Raw genomic sequence first — 14,581 nt, forward strand, 5'->3', positions numbered from 1 at the left:
TCGTGGCTGAGCGGCTGCCGCCGCCTGCATCGCCGCTACGAACGCAAGCCCGAGCACTTCCTGGCCTTCGTCGGCATCGCCGCCACCCTCATCTGTCACCGCCGACTCGCCAAATGAGATGACGTCTTAATGGCGGGCCGCGACGCCCGCACCGGCCTTCTCATACCCAAGGCGACCATGGGTGGAGCAAGGTCCGATCGAGGCAAGGCCCGCGCCCGGTGGGCACAGGAAGCAGGGCTGACCGAGGCCGAGCTCATCGATCTCCTGTCGATGCTGCGCTTTGACCTGCCTCTGGACATGGTCTGGTACCAGGAGAACCTCCGACTCCTGATGGCCGTCACCGGGCTTCGCCACGACCAGCGGGCGCTTGAGGAAGGAACCGCCTGGGTCGCCAAAGTGGTTCGCGAAGGCCGACGTGAACTCACGTCAACAATGGTCGAGACCGCCGTCACCGAGCTGGACCTGAAGGCTGGCCCCGCCCGGGCCGTCCTGTCGATCGCCACCCTCAAGCCGGACCCGCTGGCGTCGGACGCCGACCACGCCATCGACTGGGTCGACCGCTTCGACGGCGACTCCGACTACGCCAAGCGTCGTCCCCTGCCGCCGAATACCTGGGCGCAGCTACAGACAGACATTGAGGCCGCGCCGGGATCCCTGCCCGCCGGGACTACCGCCGTCTCCGTCACGGGCAGCATCCGTCTCGCGCCGGCCTTCCTAGTCGGGACCACCTTCCGCATGGTCACCGGCACCGACCTCGCGGCGGTTCAGCGCGGAAGGACCGGTAGCCAACTCTGGTCCACCTCCGACCCATTCGACACCGCCTTGGCCCCGGGAGTCGGCGAGTACGAGATCGGCCAAGGCGACGAGGTCGCCATCGCCATCGCCGTAGCGACGGACCCCACTGAGGACGTCCTGGAATACCTGCGCGAGCAGAACATCCCCGTCAGCAAACTCATCGTCCTCACCCCGTCAAGCGGCACAGCGAACGACGGTTCCGTCCCCGACAGCACCGCCGCAAATGCCCTGGCCGTTGGCATCCGCGACCACCTCCGCCGCTCCACTCGCCGCGTTCGGCGAATGCACCTCTTCCTCGCCTGCCCCATGGGACTTGCTGTTCTCCTGGGCAACCGCTGGAACCGGCTATGTCAGACCGTCGTGTACGAGGACATCAAGATCGAGAACGGATACGAACCAGCCTTCACTGTGGAGGCATAGGAGACTTAGAGCGTGTCTCACGTGGGGAGTTTGGCGAGCTTCTTGTAGCAGGTGATGGTTGCGGCGAGAACGAGGAAGGCGTTGAACAGATGGCCGTGGCGTTCGTAGCGGATGGTCAGCCGCCGGTAGCCGAACAGCCAGGCCAGCGTGCGTTCGATCTTCCAGCGGTGGCGGCCCAGCCGCTCGCTGGACTCGACGCCGGCCCTGGCGATGCGCGGTACGATCCCGCGTCCGCGCAGCCAGGCCAGATGCTCGGCGGAGTGGTAGGCCTTGTCGGCGCGGACCTTGACCGGCCGCCGACGCCGCGGTCCGCGCCGTGATCGGATCGCCGGTAACGCCATCAGCAACGGTTTGAGCGCCCGGCTGTCGTGGACGTTGGCGGCCGAGACCGCGACCACCAGCGGCAGCCCTGCCGCGTCGGACAACACGTGAAGTTTGCTGCCCTTCTTGCCCCGGTCGACCGGGTTGGGGCCGGTCAGCGTGCCCCCGTTACTTTCTTCGTGGCCCGGAGACGGGTCCCCGGCCTCTGGATCTGGCATGGCTCTTGCCCCCCAGTCGATCCATGATCGAAAAGGTGATGCCACCCGGTCCGGAGGCATTGGCAGACCGCTGATAAGGGGTATGAACGCGCAGCCCTGCCCCTGCCGAAAACCTCGTCCGTGCAGGTCAAGCGGCATGTTCATACTCGTTGAGGATCCCGCCCAGACGTTGCCTTCTTCGGATGTTCAGGTGGGCGATCTGGTCTGGTTCGGTGATCGGTGGAGGCAGCGGCTTCAACGGGCGGGCGTTGGCGATGCCCTGATGAGGCCGATGCTCGTTGTAGAAGATCTCGAACTCGCCGAGTGCGTGGAGCAGGTGCCGCTGGTTCCAGATCAACGTGCGGTCGAGGAGCTCACGGCGGCAGGTCTGCACCCACCGCTCCATCACCGCGTTCATCCTCGGCATCCGCACCCCAGTCAGCACCGCCTGGATACCGACATCGGCCAGAACAGCGTCGAACAGCTCAGGGAACTTGCCGTCCCGGTCGCGGATCAGGAACGTGCCCGGCAGCCGGCGTCTTCTAGGTCCATGACCAGGTTCCGGACCGCCTGGGTCACCCAAGTTGCGTTCGGGTGGGCGGTGGCGCCCAGAACCCGGATGCGGCGGGTGTGGTGCTCGATGACCGCAAACACGTACATGCGGGCGCCGGTGAGGGTTACGGTCTCCAGGAAGTCACACGCCAGCAGCGCTTCGGCTTGGGAGCGCAGGAATCCGGTCCAGGTGGTAGAGGCACGCTCGGGCGCCGGATCGACGCCGGCGTCGTTGAGAATCTCCCAAACGGTAGAGGCTGCGACCTTGATGCCGAGCACCAGCAACTCGCCGTGCACCCGCCGGTAGCCCCAGCCCGGGTTCTCCCTCACCAGGCGAAGTACCAGCAGCCGGATGGACCGGACGGTGGGTGGGCGGCCCGGCCGCTTGGGTTTGGATCGGGCGGCTTGCCGGCCCGCGATCAGATCCCGGTGCCAGCGCAGCACTGTGTCCGGCCGCACCAGCAGCCGCATCCGCCGCAGCGCGCCGGAAGGCAACCGGTGCAGCAGCGCCGCGAGCAGCGCCCGGTCCGCCGCAGTGAACCGCACCCGCTTTCCGGCAAGCTGGCGCTCCAGCACGACGATCTGATGCCGCAGCACCAAGATTTCGGCGTCCTTCTCCCGTTCGGTCATCGGAAGCAGACGCAGCACTGCGAACGCGTTGGTCACGGTCACGTAGGCCAGTCGCAACAGCACAGCCGCCCATCATCCCTCGGCAACCGCCTCGCCACGGCCTGTCCTTACAACTGATCAAGCCCCCCATGCCGGAGCCCACCCTTGCACGTCTCACCTGCCCGGACGTGATTTTCGGCAGGCACAGGTCCAGGGGGCGGCGGAACCTGTGGGGCTTCGTTATCCCGGTTCGGGGCCTGACCTGCAGGTTTCCCGGCGGGCTCATGCTGTGGTCGGGCAGGCTGGGTGGCCATGGTGTGGTCACTGTTGTACGACCTGACGCGCAACTCGCTGGGCGTGATGCGGCTTCGGCTCCGTGGGGATACGGCCAAGGACATCGAGATCCTGGTGTTTACGTCACCAGCCTGCAGTGTTGCGACGGCAGGTGAACCGTCCTGCTCTCCAACCGGCCGATCGGGTCCTGCTGGCCGCGTTGTCGCGGCTGCCCCGGTCGCGCTGGAACGTGTTCATGGTGACGCCCGCGACCTTGCTGCGGTGGCACCGGGACTGGTCGCTAGAAAGTGGACCTATCCGCGTAAGGCGCCCGGTCCAGCGGAAAATCCGCCAGTTGGTGCTGCAACTGGCGGGCGAGAACCCGGGTTGGGGCCACCGGCGCATCCACGGGGAGGTGATCGGGCTCGGTTACCAGGTGTCGGCGGCCACCGTGTGGCGGATCCTGCGCCGCGCCGGTGTCGATCCGGCCCCGCGGCGGGCCGACGCGTCCTGGAGCACGTTTCTGCGCGCCCAGGCATCCGGTGTTCTGGCCTGCGTTTTCTTCACCGTCAATACCGTCTTCCTCCAACGGATATACGTGTTATTCGTGGTAGAGATCGCCAGTGGACACCATGGTGGCCAAGCCCGACCAGCCGGCCGAGGGTCGCGCGGAGCAGGAAGGGGCGCCCCCGTCCGCGTTGCGCTGCTCAATGGCGACGATTCTTCAGCGGTGGTGAACCTGCGCTACCACCCGGTCGCGACCAGCCTCGATGCCCGACCCCGAATCGGCCACGTCGTAGCTCACCGTCAGTGCCAGGAATCATGACTCGGCACACCCGGGTGACGGCCGGGGCAGCCTGCGGTGTCTCCTCATCAACCTGAACGAGGAGCACGCCCGGCACGTTAGGCACTGCCGACATGCTTCATGGCCGAGGTGATCGCCGACTGGTGCGCCGGCTACGGCGCAATGCGACCGCTCTGGCCGGGTGGTTGCGGCCGTGAGAAGCAGCGACCTTGATGGGTTGGTTTGAGCGACGGTTGGGGGTCTGCGGGGGCGATGATGTTGTGCTCGGGTCGCGGCGGATGCGGGTTTGGAGCGGATTCAGGCGACCGTGCTGACGGGATCGCTCGGGGAGCCGTTTGTCGGCGGGTGGTGTTGCGATTGGAGTTGCATGAGCAGCGGCTCGATCAGGACACGCTACGGCGCTGCGATGAGCTGGCGATGGCTGCGCGCCCGGATCACCGGCTGGTGTGCTGGCAGGGGGCGGCGCCCGCGCAATGGGTGACCTCGTTCGGGCGGGTGATGGGCCATGTGCTGGACGCGCCGGGCGGTGGTTCATTCACCATCGGGCGAGGTCGTCGGTGCCACGGTCACCACGGTGGCGTCGTGGGACGCTGGGTGGCTGAGCAGCACGACACCGCGGTGCTGCCCGAGCACCGAGGCGGCGGGCTGGCTCGCTGGATGAAGGCCCGTCAGACTTTGCGCCTGCATGAGCTGTTCCCGACGGTCGAGTCGGTCACGGTGACGGTCAACCAGCAGGATGCGCCGATGCTCGCCGTGAACCGGGCGGTCGGCTACCGCCTTGTGCGAGAGCGTCTGCTGGTGGAGGTATCGACTCACCGATTGAAGGGCGGGCCGCGGTGCGGTCCCGCCCGTGGGTGAGCTGTGGTGAGAAGTCAGCCGGCGGCGTGGTCTCGGCAAGCCACGGGTGTTGCTGAAACTCATCAACACGGCAACCCCACGATCAGGGGTGTTGCCCAGACTCATCGACAAACGTTGCCGCTAGACGCGGACGGCACCAGGCCGGGCATATCTCGGCGGGCCGAAGGGCACTTGAAGATCCGGGACGCCGGACTTCAGTGGTGTATGCCTCCCCCAGTCTGTGCCTGGCGTTGGCGGTCGGGTGCGGGTAGGTGGATGCCGACGATGCAGGTGTCGTCGTCGGTGTCGGCGTTGCTGTAGGTGAGCAGGTTGTCCAAGCGGGTTTCCAGGTCGGCGGCGGGCCTGCGCGCGGTGGTGAGTAGATGGGCCAGCGAGTCCTGGAGGGATCCGTCACGACGTTCGACCAGGCCGTCGGTGTACATCAGCAGGACGTCGCCTTCGGCCAGTGTGATGGCTTCCTCCTCGTATTCGCCTTCGTCGAGTGCGCCGAGCATCATCCCTTGGGGCATCGGCAACGTGAACGCTTCGCCGTGGCGGATCATCACCGGGGCCAGATGGCCGGCGCGGGCCCAGCGCAGTGTCCGGGTGGCCGGGTCGTACAGGGCGCACAGCGCGGTTGCGGTGACGTGCTCGGTGAGGTGGTTGGCGACCAGGTTCAGCCAGCCCAGCAGTTGGGCGGGGCCGGCGCCGGTGGTGGCCAGGCCGCGCAGGGCGTTGCGCAGGACGACCATGCCGGTGGCCGCGTCGATGCCGTGTCCGGCGACGTCCCCCACTCCCAGAAGGATCTGTCCGGACGGCAGCACAGTCGCCTCGTACCAGTCGCCGCCGACCAGGTGTTCGTGTTCGGCGGGGCGGTATCGGACCGCCATCTGCAGTCCGCCCGCGTCGATCGGGCCGCGTGCGGAGGGCATGATGGCGCGCTGGAGTTGCAGGGCGAGCCGGTTGCGTTCGGCGGACTGCTGCTCGGTGTGGGCGAGTTGGTCGCGGGTGGCCGCCAGTGCCACCTCCGTCCAGTGTTGCGCGGACACGTCCTGGTAGGCGCCGCGAACCGCGAGGAGGTGGCCGGCGTCGTCCAGTACGGGTTCGGCGACGATGCGCAAGTGCCGGACGACCTCGTCTGAGCGTCGCAGCCGGAACGCCGCGGCGCTCGGCTGGTGGTGGTGCAGAACCGTGCGGAGGAACCGTCCGATCGCTGGCTCGTCGTCGGGATGCGCGTGCGCGGGCAGGGCGGTCAGCGGCGGCGGGGAGGTGATGGCGGGTAGCCCGTAAAGCTCGAAAAGCTGGCTGTTCCAGGTGATCTCCCCGGTGACGATGTTCTCCTCGAAGCCGCCGATGCGGCCGAGCCGCTGCGCGTGTTGCAGCAGGCTGGCCAGCCGGGCGGTTTCGTCTTCGATCCTGCAGACCAGCAGCACCGCATCGCCGTGCCGGGTGATGCTGAGGTCGGCGACTGCGGTGAGCGGGACGTGCTCGACCAGTGAGGTGAGCGTGACTCGCTCGGCGTGGAAGGGTTCGCCGGTGGCGTGCACTCGCTCGATCTTCTCCAGCAGTCCGTCCTGGGCGGCGGCCAGTGGATAGGACTCCAGCAGCAGTGTTCCGGAGATCATGCCGGCGGGCCGGCCGGCCAGGTCCACGAAGTGGCTGTTCAGGTGGTGGATGCGGAAGTCCGCCAGCACGCCTTGCGCGTCGTGGTGCGGCAGCAGCACCATCACCGAGTCGTGCAGGCCGTCGGCGAGCTCGATGAGCTCAGTCAGCTCGCGGTTCCCGGTTCGCGGGTCGGTGTTGCCCAGGGGCCGTGTCTCCAGGGTGTGAGCGCACACTTCGGCGAGTGACTCCAATTGCCGCTCAAGCCGCGCTGACTGCTCCGGCGGCGGGCCGGGCCAGCAGACCTCCAGCACTCCGATGATGCGGCCGCCGGTTCCGGCGGGGATGGCGACCCGACCGTCGGCGGCGGACGCGCGATGTCCGATCGACGGCAGGCCCTCCTGCTTCAGGGAGGGGTACCAGACCAGGCGGCGCTCCAGCAGCGCTGTGCGCGCCGGGGTGGCGATACCGGGCGGCACATACCGCCAGCGGGTCGTTTCCTCGGGGCCGAAGCCGGCGGCTCCGGCCAGAGTGAGAGAGGCGTCCGCACCCGCGGACCACACGGCGACCGCGACGGCACTGAGCGGTTGGAGTGCGTGGGCGAGCAACGCTTCGGCCGCCGCCTGGGCGTCCGCCGCCGCCATGGCGGCGCTCTCGGTGGTGCGCAGCCGCGCCGCGACGGCCAGGCCGCCGCCTGCTCCACCGGGCGGCGCGGCGACGTCGCGCACGGCATGGGAGAGAAATGCCTGGGTGGCCTCGGTGACGCGGTCCCGGGCCGCCTGGTTGATGATCTCGGTTGCCAGCTCCAGCGGAGTCTGGCCGGCTCGGGCGGCCAGTGAGTCCAGGTGCCGGGCGGCCTCCGCGGGACTGCAGTGCAGCCGTTCCACCAGGACGCCTCTGGCCAGTTCCAGCACGCCACGGCCGTCGGCGGCCTCCTGGGCCTCGCGGATCTGCTGGCGCAGCCGTTCGACCGTGGCGGCCAGTCGCCCGACGGTGGGGCCCAGGTTGCCCAAGCCGTCGCTGTCGGTGCTGTCCACATGCCCGCTTCCCGGCTGCATGGTCACTCGTGTGCTTTTTCGCTGCCGGCCGCGGCGGGCCGCGGGGCCTCGTCGAGGCATCGGCGGATGCAGGCGATGAGATCGTCGGCGTCCAGCGGTTTGGTGATGTAGTCGTTGGCGCCCGCGGCCAGGCTCTTGTCCTGGTCACCTGGCATGGCTTTGGCGGTCACCATGATGATGGGCAGCGCGGCGTGCTCGGGCATCGCCCGGATGGCCGCGGTCGCCGCGTACCCGTCCATCTCCGGCATCATCACGTCCATCAAGATCAGGTCGGTGCCCGGATGCTCGGCGAGCGCCTCGATTCCCTTGCGGCCGTTTTCCGCGTGTACGACGCGGATGCCGTGCAGTTCGAGGATGCTGGTGAGGGCGAACACGTTGCGCGAGTCGTCGTCCACGATGAGCGCGAGTCGTCCCGCCAGGGACGCGTCGGCAGTGGACGCGGCCGGCACCTCGCCGAGCCCTGGCCTGGCGAGCGGCAGGACATCGCCGGGCTGCTCGGCGGCCAGGTGCAGCGCGATCCGCTCGCGCAGCTCGTCCAGGCTCCGCAGCAGTTCCAGCGGCCGGTTGTCGGCGTGCGCCTGCAACTGGCGCTCGTGCTCGGCGCCGAGCGCCCGGTTGTTGTGGGCCAAGACCGGGCATCCGCGCAGGGCCGGGTCGCCGTCCATCGCCTCCAGGAACCGCAGCGCGGCCCCGTCTGGCATGTCGAGTTGGAGCACCACGCAGTGGCACGGCTCGGCGGCGAGGGCGGCAGCGGCTTCCTGCGCCCCGGTGACGGTGACGATCTGGACATGTCCGTCCGGCTCGCCCACCGGCCCACCTGCCGAGGCGTTGTCAGCGACGGCGCTCTCGGCCACCAGCGACAGCAGCCCGCCCTGCCGCTCCTCGATCACCAACAGGCGCCGCGGGCGAGGCTGGGGCACGGCGGATGGGGCGGTGGGCCCGGTCGCGTCCGGGTCCAGCGCGCCGGGCTCCAGCGCGGGCCGCGCGACGGGCCCGACGGCGCGCGTGTCGGACTGGAAGTCCGGCCGCGCGACGGGCAGGTAGAGAGTGAAGGTGCTGCCGCGGCCGAGCGCGCTGTCGGCGACGATGACACCGCCGAGCAGGTAGGCGATCTCTCGGCTGATCGACAGGCCGAGGCCGGTGCCGCCGTACTTGCGGCTGGTCGTGCCGTCGGCCTGTTGGAACGCGCCGAAGATCGATTCGAGCTGGTGCTCGGCGATGCCGATGCCGGTGTCGGTCACCCGGAACGCCACGGCCGGGCCGTGCGCGCGCATCTGGGTGGGCAGCTCGGCCGGGTCGGCGGGCTCGATGCGCAGCTCGACGCTTCCGCCGTCGGTGAACTTCACCGCATTCGACAGAAGGTTGCGCAGCACCTGCCGCAGCCGCGAGCCGTCGGTGAGCACCTGGGTGGGTGCGCCGGGGGCCGGGCTGATCCGGAAGTCCAGGTTTTTCTGACCGGTGAGCGGCCGGAACGTGGCCTCGACGTACTCCAGTAGGTGCCGCATCGGGACCTGTTCGGGAGCGATGTCCATCTTGCCGGCCTCGACCTTGGACAGGTCGAGGATGTCGTTGATGAGCTGCAGCAGATCCGAGCCGGCCGAATGAATGATGCCGGCGTACTCGACCTGCTTGGCGGTCAGGTTGCGGGTCGGGTTCTGCGCGAGCAACTGCGCCAAGATGAGCAGCGAGTTCAGCGGCGTGCGCAGCTCATGGCTCATGTTGGCCAGGAACTCGCTCTTGTACTTGGAGGCCAGCGACAACTGCCGCGCCCGTTCCTCCAGTTCCTGCCTGGCCTGCTCGATCTCCAGGTTCTTGGTCTCGATGTCGCGGTTCTGCGCGGCCAGCAGCGCGGCCTTGTCCTCCAGTTCGGCGTTGGAGCGCTGCAGCTCCTCCTGCCGGGCCTGTAGTTCCTCCGACCGGACGCGCAGCTCGCCGGCGAGGCGCTGCGACTCGGCCAGCAGTTCGTCGGTGCGAGCATTGGCGATGATGGTGTTGACGTTGACGCCGATGTTCTCCCGAAGCTGCTCCAGCAAGTCGCGCTGCACCGGCCCGAACGGCCGCAACGACGCCAGCTCGATCACGCCGAGCACCTGGTCCTCGACCACGATCGGCAGCACGATCACGCTGGCCGGGGCACCGGCGCCCAGCCCGGAGGAAATGGCCAGGTAGCCAGGCGGGACGTCCTCCACCAGGATCGTCTGCCGGCTGCGCGCGGCCTGCCCCACCAGCGAGCGACCGGCGCGGAACCGGGTGGGCCGGGACGGGCCGGCCGGGTCACCGTCCTCGGGGTACGCATAGGAGCCGATCAGCAGCAGCTCCAGCCCGTCGGCGTCCTCGGCGGCCAGGTAGAACGCGCTGTACTGCGCCGACACCAACGGAGTCAGCTCGTCCATGATCAGTTCGGCGACGGCCGACAGGTCGCGGTGCCCCTGCATCAGCCCGGAGATGCGGGCCAGATTCGTCTTCAGCCAGTCCTGCTCCTGGTTGGCGCGGGTCGTCTCGCGCAGCGACTCCACCATCAGGTTGATGTTGTCCTTGAGCTCGGCCACCTCTCCGGAGGCGTCCACGGTGATGGACCGGGTGAGGTCCCCGGAGGTGACCGCGCTGGTCACCTCCGCGATGGCGCGCACCTGCCGGGTCAGGTTCCCGGCCAGCTCATTGACGTTCTCAGTGAGGCGCTTCCACGTCCCCGAAACACCCTCGACCTCGGCCTGCCCGCCCAGCCGCCCCTCGCTGCCGACCTCGCGGGCGACGCGGGTGACCTCGGCGGCGAACGCCGACAGCTGGTCGACCATCGTGTTGATGGTCGTCTTCAACGCCAGAATCTCCCCGCGGGCGTCGACGTCGATCTTCTTGGTCAGATCGCCCTGGGCGACCGCGGTCGTCACCTGCGCGATGTTGCGGACCTGGTTGGTCAGGTTGTTGGCCATGGAATTGACGTTGTCGGTCAAGTCCTTCCAAGTCCCGGCGACGCCCGGGACGTGCGCCTGCCCGCCGAGTTGGCCCTCGGTACCCACCTCCCGCGCCACCCGGGTCACCTCATCGGCGAACGCCGACAGCGTGCCGACCATCGCGTTGATCGCCTGCGCCAGCGCGGCGACCTCACCTTTGGCCTCCACCGTGATCTTCTGCGACAGGTCACCGCGCGCCACCGCCGTCGCCACCTGCGCGATCGACCGCACCTGGCCGGTCAGGTTGAACGCCATCACGTTGACGTTGTCGGTCAGGTCCTTCCACGTCCCGCTGACACCGCGGACGGTCGCCTGCCCGCCGAGATTGCCCTCGGTGCCCACCTCGCGAGCGACGCGGGTCACCTCGTCGGCGAAGGACGACAGCTGGTCGACCATCGTGTTGATGGTCGTCTTCAACTCCAGGATCTCCCCGCGCGCATCCACGGTGATCTTCTGCGACAGATCACCACGCGCCACCGCCGTCGCCACCTGCGCGATCGACCGCACCTGGCCGGTCAGGTTCCCCGCCATGAAGTTCACCGAGTCTGTCAGGTCCCGCCAGGTCCCCGACACACCCTTGACGTCGGCCTGCCCACCCAGCCGCCCCTCACTGCCGACCTCCCGGGCGACGCGGGTCACCTCGTCGGCGAAGGACGACAGCTGGTCGACCATCGTGTTGACGGTGTTCTTCAACTCCAGGATCTCCCCGCGCGCATCCACGGTGATCTTCTGCGACAGATCACCACGCGCCACCGCCGTCGCCACCTGCGCGATGTCGCGGACCTGAGTGGTCAGGTTCCCCGCCATCGCGTTCACCGAGTCGGTGAGGTCGCCCCAGGTCCCGTAGACACCGGGCACCTTCGCCTGCCCGCCGAGCCGGCCCTCGGTACCGACCTCGCGCGCCACCCGGGTCACCTCCGAGGTGAACAGCGACAACTGGTCCACCATCCCGTTGAACACACCGGCGATCTCGCCCAGCAGCCCCTCGGCATCGTCCGGCAGCCGGGTGCCGAAGTCGCCATCGCGAACCGCGGTCAGCCCCGCCAGCAGCCGGCGCAGCCCGGCCTCATCGGCCTCGCCGCCCCGATCCGGACTGCCGTCATGGGCCTCGTCCCCACGAGTCAGCTCATCCACGTCGACTCCTCATCTCCGGCCCACCACGAGGACACCCTCCGCGTCGCGGACGGCCGGGGATCGTTCCTTGCCGCACGGCGGATACGTGCAGAGGTTACTCAAGCCAACCACGGCGCACGACACGAGGCCTGAGCAGCAGGGGTTTGAGCAGAACAGTTCCCACGAAACGAACTGATCAGCGGTCTTGTGGTCGAGGTTGAAGAGATTCTCACCACGGTGGGTGGTGGGCGGGCAGCCGGTAACGCGTTGGTGAGCTTCTCTCCCGCCTGCTCACTCGGCGACGCAATAGCGAAGTTCATCCTGAATTCGCAGGTCGTGGGGGTTGGCTGGCGAGGGTTTGTTATGGGTGGGCTGGTTGATCGGTGTGCCGGCCACTCAAGATCGTTTGCCGCGTGGGTTCCGCCACGTCATCAACGCCGCCACCTGTGAGGGCTAGGTGATCGTCGAGGCGTTCGCCGCCGACCACGCCACTTGAGCAGGGCTACGTCCATGGAGATGTGGAGCCCGGCTCCCACAGATGACAGAGCCTCACGGGAGGGGTGCTGGGTGCCGCGCGGCTTGGTTATCTGGCAGCGCTTGATTCTGGGGCGGCGTCGTCCGGGGGCGGTAGCGGGGTCTCCTTGAGCGGGGGCTGGAGGAAGGCGTGTGCGGCGGCGGCGACCACGGCGCCGGCGAGAGGGGCGACGATGAACAGCCATACCTGTTCCAGGGCGGTCCCGCCGACGACGAGGGCGGGGCCGAGGCTGCGGGCGGGGTTGACGGAGGTGCCCGTGATCGGGATGCCGATGAGATGCACGGTGGTCAACGCCAGGCCGATCGCGACGCCGCTGACGGAAGGGATGGCGGCCTCGCTCGTCATCGCGAGGACGGCGAACACGAACAACGCGGTCAGCACGACCTCGGCGAGAAACGCACCGCCCACGTCGATCCGGATGAGGCTGGCCGCGCCCCACCCGTCCGCGCCGAGCCCGGTCACGGACCGCCGGTAGACCGGCGAGCCGGTGAACGTCGCCCACAGCAGGAGCGCGCCGAGGATCCCGCCGGCGAACTGGGCGGCCCAGTAGCCGACCGCCTCGACCGGGTTCATCCGGCGGGCGAGCAGCACGCCGAGCGTGACGGCCGGATTGACGTGGCAACCGGAGATCGGACCGATCGCGTAGACCAGGACGAGGAGGACGAGCCCGAACGCCAGCGCCGTCGCGACCACGCCCGCCGCGACGCTTCTGCCGGCGAGGCCGAATCCGAACGACAGGGTCGCCACGCCCACCGCGAAATAGACGAGGAGCAGCGTCCCTACGAGTTCGGCCGCATACTTCCTCACCACGGTCTCCACCCCCGAGAACTGGTGCAGACGACCTACCCGGGACCTAACAAGATCAACTCTTATTGAGAAACGGTGACCGAGAATTGGTTTGCCAGTGAAAGAGCCTTCCGGTTTCGTGCATCCGCAGGACACGTCCGGCTCGTCGCGTCCCTCGACCACCGACTTGCCACTGAACGCGTTGATATATGACACGTTGGTGTGCGTGATCGGGTGGACGCCCGTGCGGCGGCTGCGATGTCGCATACCCAACCGACTTAGCGACGATTGCCATTTTGCAGACATCGGAGTTGCCGCCGCAGGAATGGTGCGCGAGCAGGTACAAATCAGCGAACAAGAAATGGTCGGCACTACGCCGAGCGAGAGCCGGGTGAGACGTCCGCCATGCGGGCCAGCCGTGGCTTCGAAGAGGCCCACCAGGGGTGGAATCCAGATCCACGAACGCTGGCTGATCGTCGCGCTTCGTCCCTACGTGAGGCCCTGTAAAGGCGAAGCGCCCTCCGACCGTGGGCTCGGAGGGCGCTTTGGACGTCAAGGCTCAGCAGTACTTGGACGAGCCCTTGCTACCCCACGAGCACGAGTCCGCCGCCGACCCGTTCGGGTACCGCAGGTACGCGGTGTCGCCCGTGTTGTTCCACACGTATGCGCCCCGGCCCCAGTACCTGTGCGTCGAGGTGTTCGACCCCTTACCGGTGTGCACAGTCACATATTTCTTGCCCGCGAGCGTGAAGCTGCCGAAGGTGTAGGTGTAGCCGGTCTTGTCCCGCAGCTTGTAACCCTTTAGTTGCACGGCCTTCTTGGACGTGTTGAGCAACTGCACCCACTCGCCGTTCAGCGACTTGTTAGTCCTGTTGTCGCTGCCAGGGCTGTTGTAGTAAGCGCGGTAGATCTGCACCGCGCTCGCCGCCTCGGCCGGCGCCGCCAGTACCCCGACGGCCACGACCGCCGCGACCCCCGCCGCAAGGACCCTCTTCATCCCGCTACCTCCCGTTTTGATGGACTACAACATTTATCGGCAACCGCGTCAGACGCGGGCAGTCCTGGAGGTTTCGGCCGGATCCGGGCTTCTTGTAAACCACACGTCGTAATCGGGTGTCCGGCGACACTCGCCGGTGACCTGATCGGTCGTACACTTTGTGGCGCTTCTTCCGGTGCCCGCCGATTCGTCCACGCCTGCCAGGACCGCACCGTCAGCTACCCGCCTGTGCACCAGGATCCGCATCCCGAACGTCAGGATGGTGAGGGTTCAGTTGAATCCGTGCCCTATTAGCGACATGTCCCGCGAAGAGAGGCCCGGCCGTGGACGTAAATCACCTGCCCAGGCCGTGACGTTGGCGGAGGCGGCATCGGCCCCTCCTGAACTGGCTGAGCGGCGGACGGGTCATTCGGGTCACACGGCATCGGAGGAACAGCCTTGTGGTTCGCTGCCTGCTGAAGGGCAAGAGCCCGCGTCCCATCGCCACCCACCACAGCTCCCAGGCACAGGTTGTTCGCGCGCTGATCGGGCTCGATGAGCTGAGGGAGCGGGTCCAGCACCGGCGCCCTGCGGCGGCCGAGATTCGCGATCTTGGTTTGGCTTAGACGTCATCTCATTTGGGTTGGCGCCGGTAGTCTGCGGCCGTGGAGATGGTCGAGCGGCTGGTGCCGGAGGAGTTGTGGGAGCTGTTCCAGCGGGTGGTGCCGCCCGCTCCGAGGAGGCCGCAGGG

At 68.1% G+C, this 14,581-nt stretch carries 10 protein-coding genes and 2 pseudogenes; 5 read left to right on the forward strand and 7 right to left on the reverse strand.

Features of this window, described 5'->3' with window-relative positions; genetic code table 11:
* Positions 1-117: pseudogene (locus D0T12_RS34510) on the forward strand (IS5/IS1182 family transposase); the annotation flags it as partial.
* Positions 118-129: 12 nt separating this feature from the next.
* Positions 130-1,215 (forward strand): SAVED domain-containing protein, encoded by a 1,086-nt coding sequence (locus tag D0T12_RS34515; protein WP_199487875.1) that lies wholly within the window; start codon positions 130-132, stop codon positions 1,213-1,215.
* Positions 1,216-1,232: 17 nt separating this feature from the next.
* On the opposite strand, the gene D0T12_RS34520 is transcribed toward D0T12_RS34515, so the two are convergent.
* From D0T12_RS34520 to D0T12_RS34525, 3 genes are all read right to left on the reverse strand, one after another.
* Positions 1,233-1,754 carry an IS5 family transposase gene (locus D0T12_RS34520; RefSeq protein ID WP_158581741.1) on the reverse strand — a complete coding sequence of 174 codons (522 nt, stop codon included), beginning with the start codon at positions 1,752-1,754 and terminating at the stop codon, positions 1,233-1,235.
* A 127-nt stretch (positions 1,755-1,881) separates the two neighbouring features.
* The gene (locus tag D0T12_RS36230) at positions 1,882-2,178 is read right to left on the reverse strand and encodes an integrase core domain-containing protein (protein WP_267900435.1); all 297 of its coding nucleotides are present in this window, start codon (positions 2,176-2,178) and stop codon (positions 1,882-1,884) included.
* 68 nt (positions 2,179-2,246) lie between these two features.
* A complete protein-coding gene (locus D0T12_RS34525; RefSeq protein WP_199487877.1) occupies positions 2,247-2,978 on the reverse strand; it encodes a helix-turn-helix domain-containing protein in 732 nt (243 codons plus the stop codon).
* 544 nt (positions 2,979-3,522) lie between these two features.
* Between D0T12_RS34525 and D0T12_RS36235 the strand changes: the two genes are divergently transcribed.
* Together D0T12_RS36235 and D0T12_RS34535 are read left to right on the forward strand one after the other, a co-directional pair.
* Positions 3,523-3,993: a hypothetical protein gene (locus D0T12_RS36235; protein WP_199487878.1), complete on the forward strand. Its 471-nt coding sequence runs from the start codon at positions 3,523-3,525 to the stop codon at positions 3,991-3,993.
* 336 nt (positions 3,994-4,329) lie between these two features.
* Positions 4,330-4,830 carry a GNAT family N-acetyltransferase gene (locus tag D0T12_RS34535; protein WP_147339749.1) on the forward strand — a complete coding sequence of 167 codons (501 nt, stop codon included), beginning with the start codon at positions 4,330-4,332 and terminating at the stop codon, positions 4,828-4,830.
* Positions 4,831-5,024: 194 nt separating this feature from the next.
* On the opposite strand, the gene D0T12_RS34540 is transcribed toward D0T12_RS34535, so the two are convergent.
* The 4 genes from D0T12_RS34540 to D0T12_RS34555 all read right to left on the reverse strand — a co-directional run bounded on the left by D0T12_RS34540 (position 5,025) and on the right by D0T12_RS34555 (position 13,851).
* Entirely contained in the window at positions 5,025-7,469 is a 2,445-nt protein-coding gene (locus tag D0T12_RS34540; RefSeq protein WP_199487879.1) for a SpoIIE family protein phosphatase, read from the reverse strand.
* Between the two features lie 2 nt (positions 7,470-7,471).
* Positions 7,472-11,554: a HAMP domain-containing protein gene (locus D0T12_RS34545; protein ID WP_407642142.1), complete on the reverse strand. Its 4,083-nt coding sequence runs from the start codon at positions 11,552-11,554 to the stop codon at positions 7,472-7,474.
* A 562-nt stretch (positions 11,555-12,116) separates the two neighbouring features.
* Positions 12,117-12,875, reverse strand: coding sequence for an aquaporin (locus tag D0T12_RS34550; protein ID WP_233526476.1), 759 nt, complete (start codon positions 12,873-12,875; stop codon positions 12,117-12,119).
* 538 nt (positions 12,876-13,413) lie between these two features.
* The gene (locus D0T12_RS34555; protein ID WP_117405292.1) at positions 13,414-13,851 is read right to left on the reverse strand and encodes a lamin tail domain-containing protein; all 438 of its coding nucleotides are present in this window, start codon (positions 13,849-13,851) and stop codon (positions 13,414-13,416) included.
* 644 nt (positions 13,852-14,495) lie between these two features.
* Between D0T12_RS34555 and D0T12_RS34560 the strand changes: the two are divergent.
* Positions 14,496-14,581: pseudogene (locus tag D0T12_RS34560) on the forward strand (IS5/IS1182 family transposase); the annotation flags it as partial.

This window comes from Actinomadura spongiicola (genome assembly GCF_003432485.1).
Lineage (GTDB): Bacteria > Actinomycetota > Actinomycetes > Streptosporangiales > Streptosporangiaceae > Spirillospora > Spirillospora spongiicola.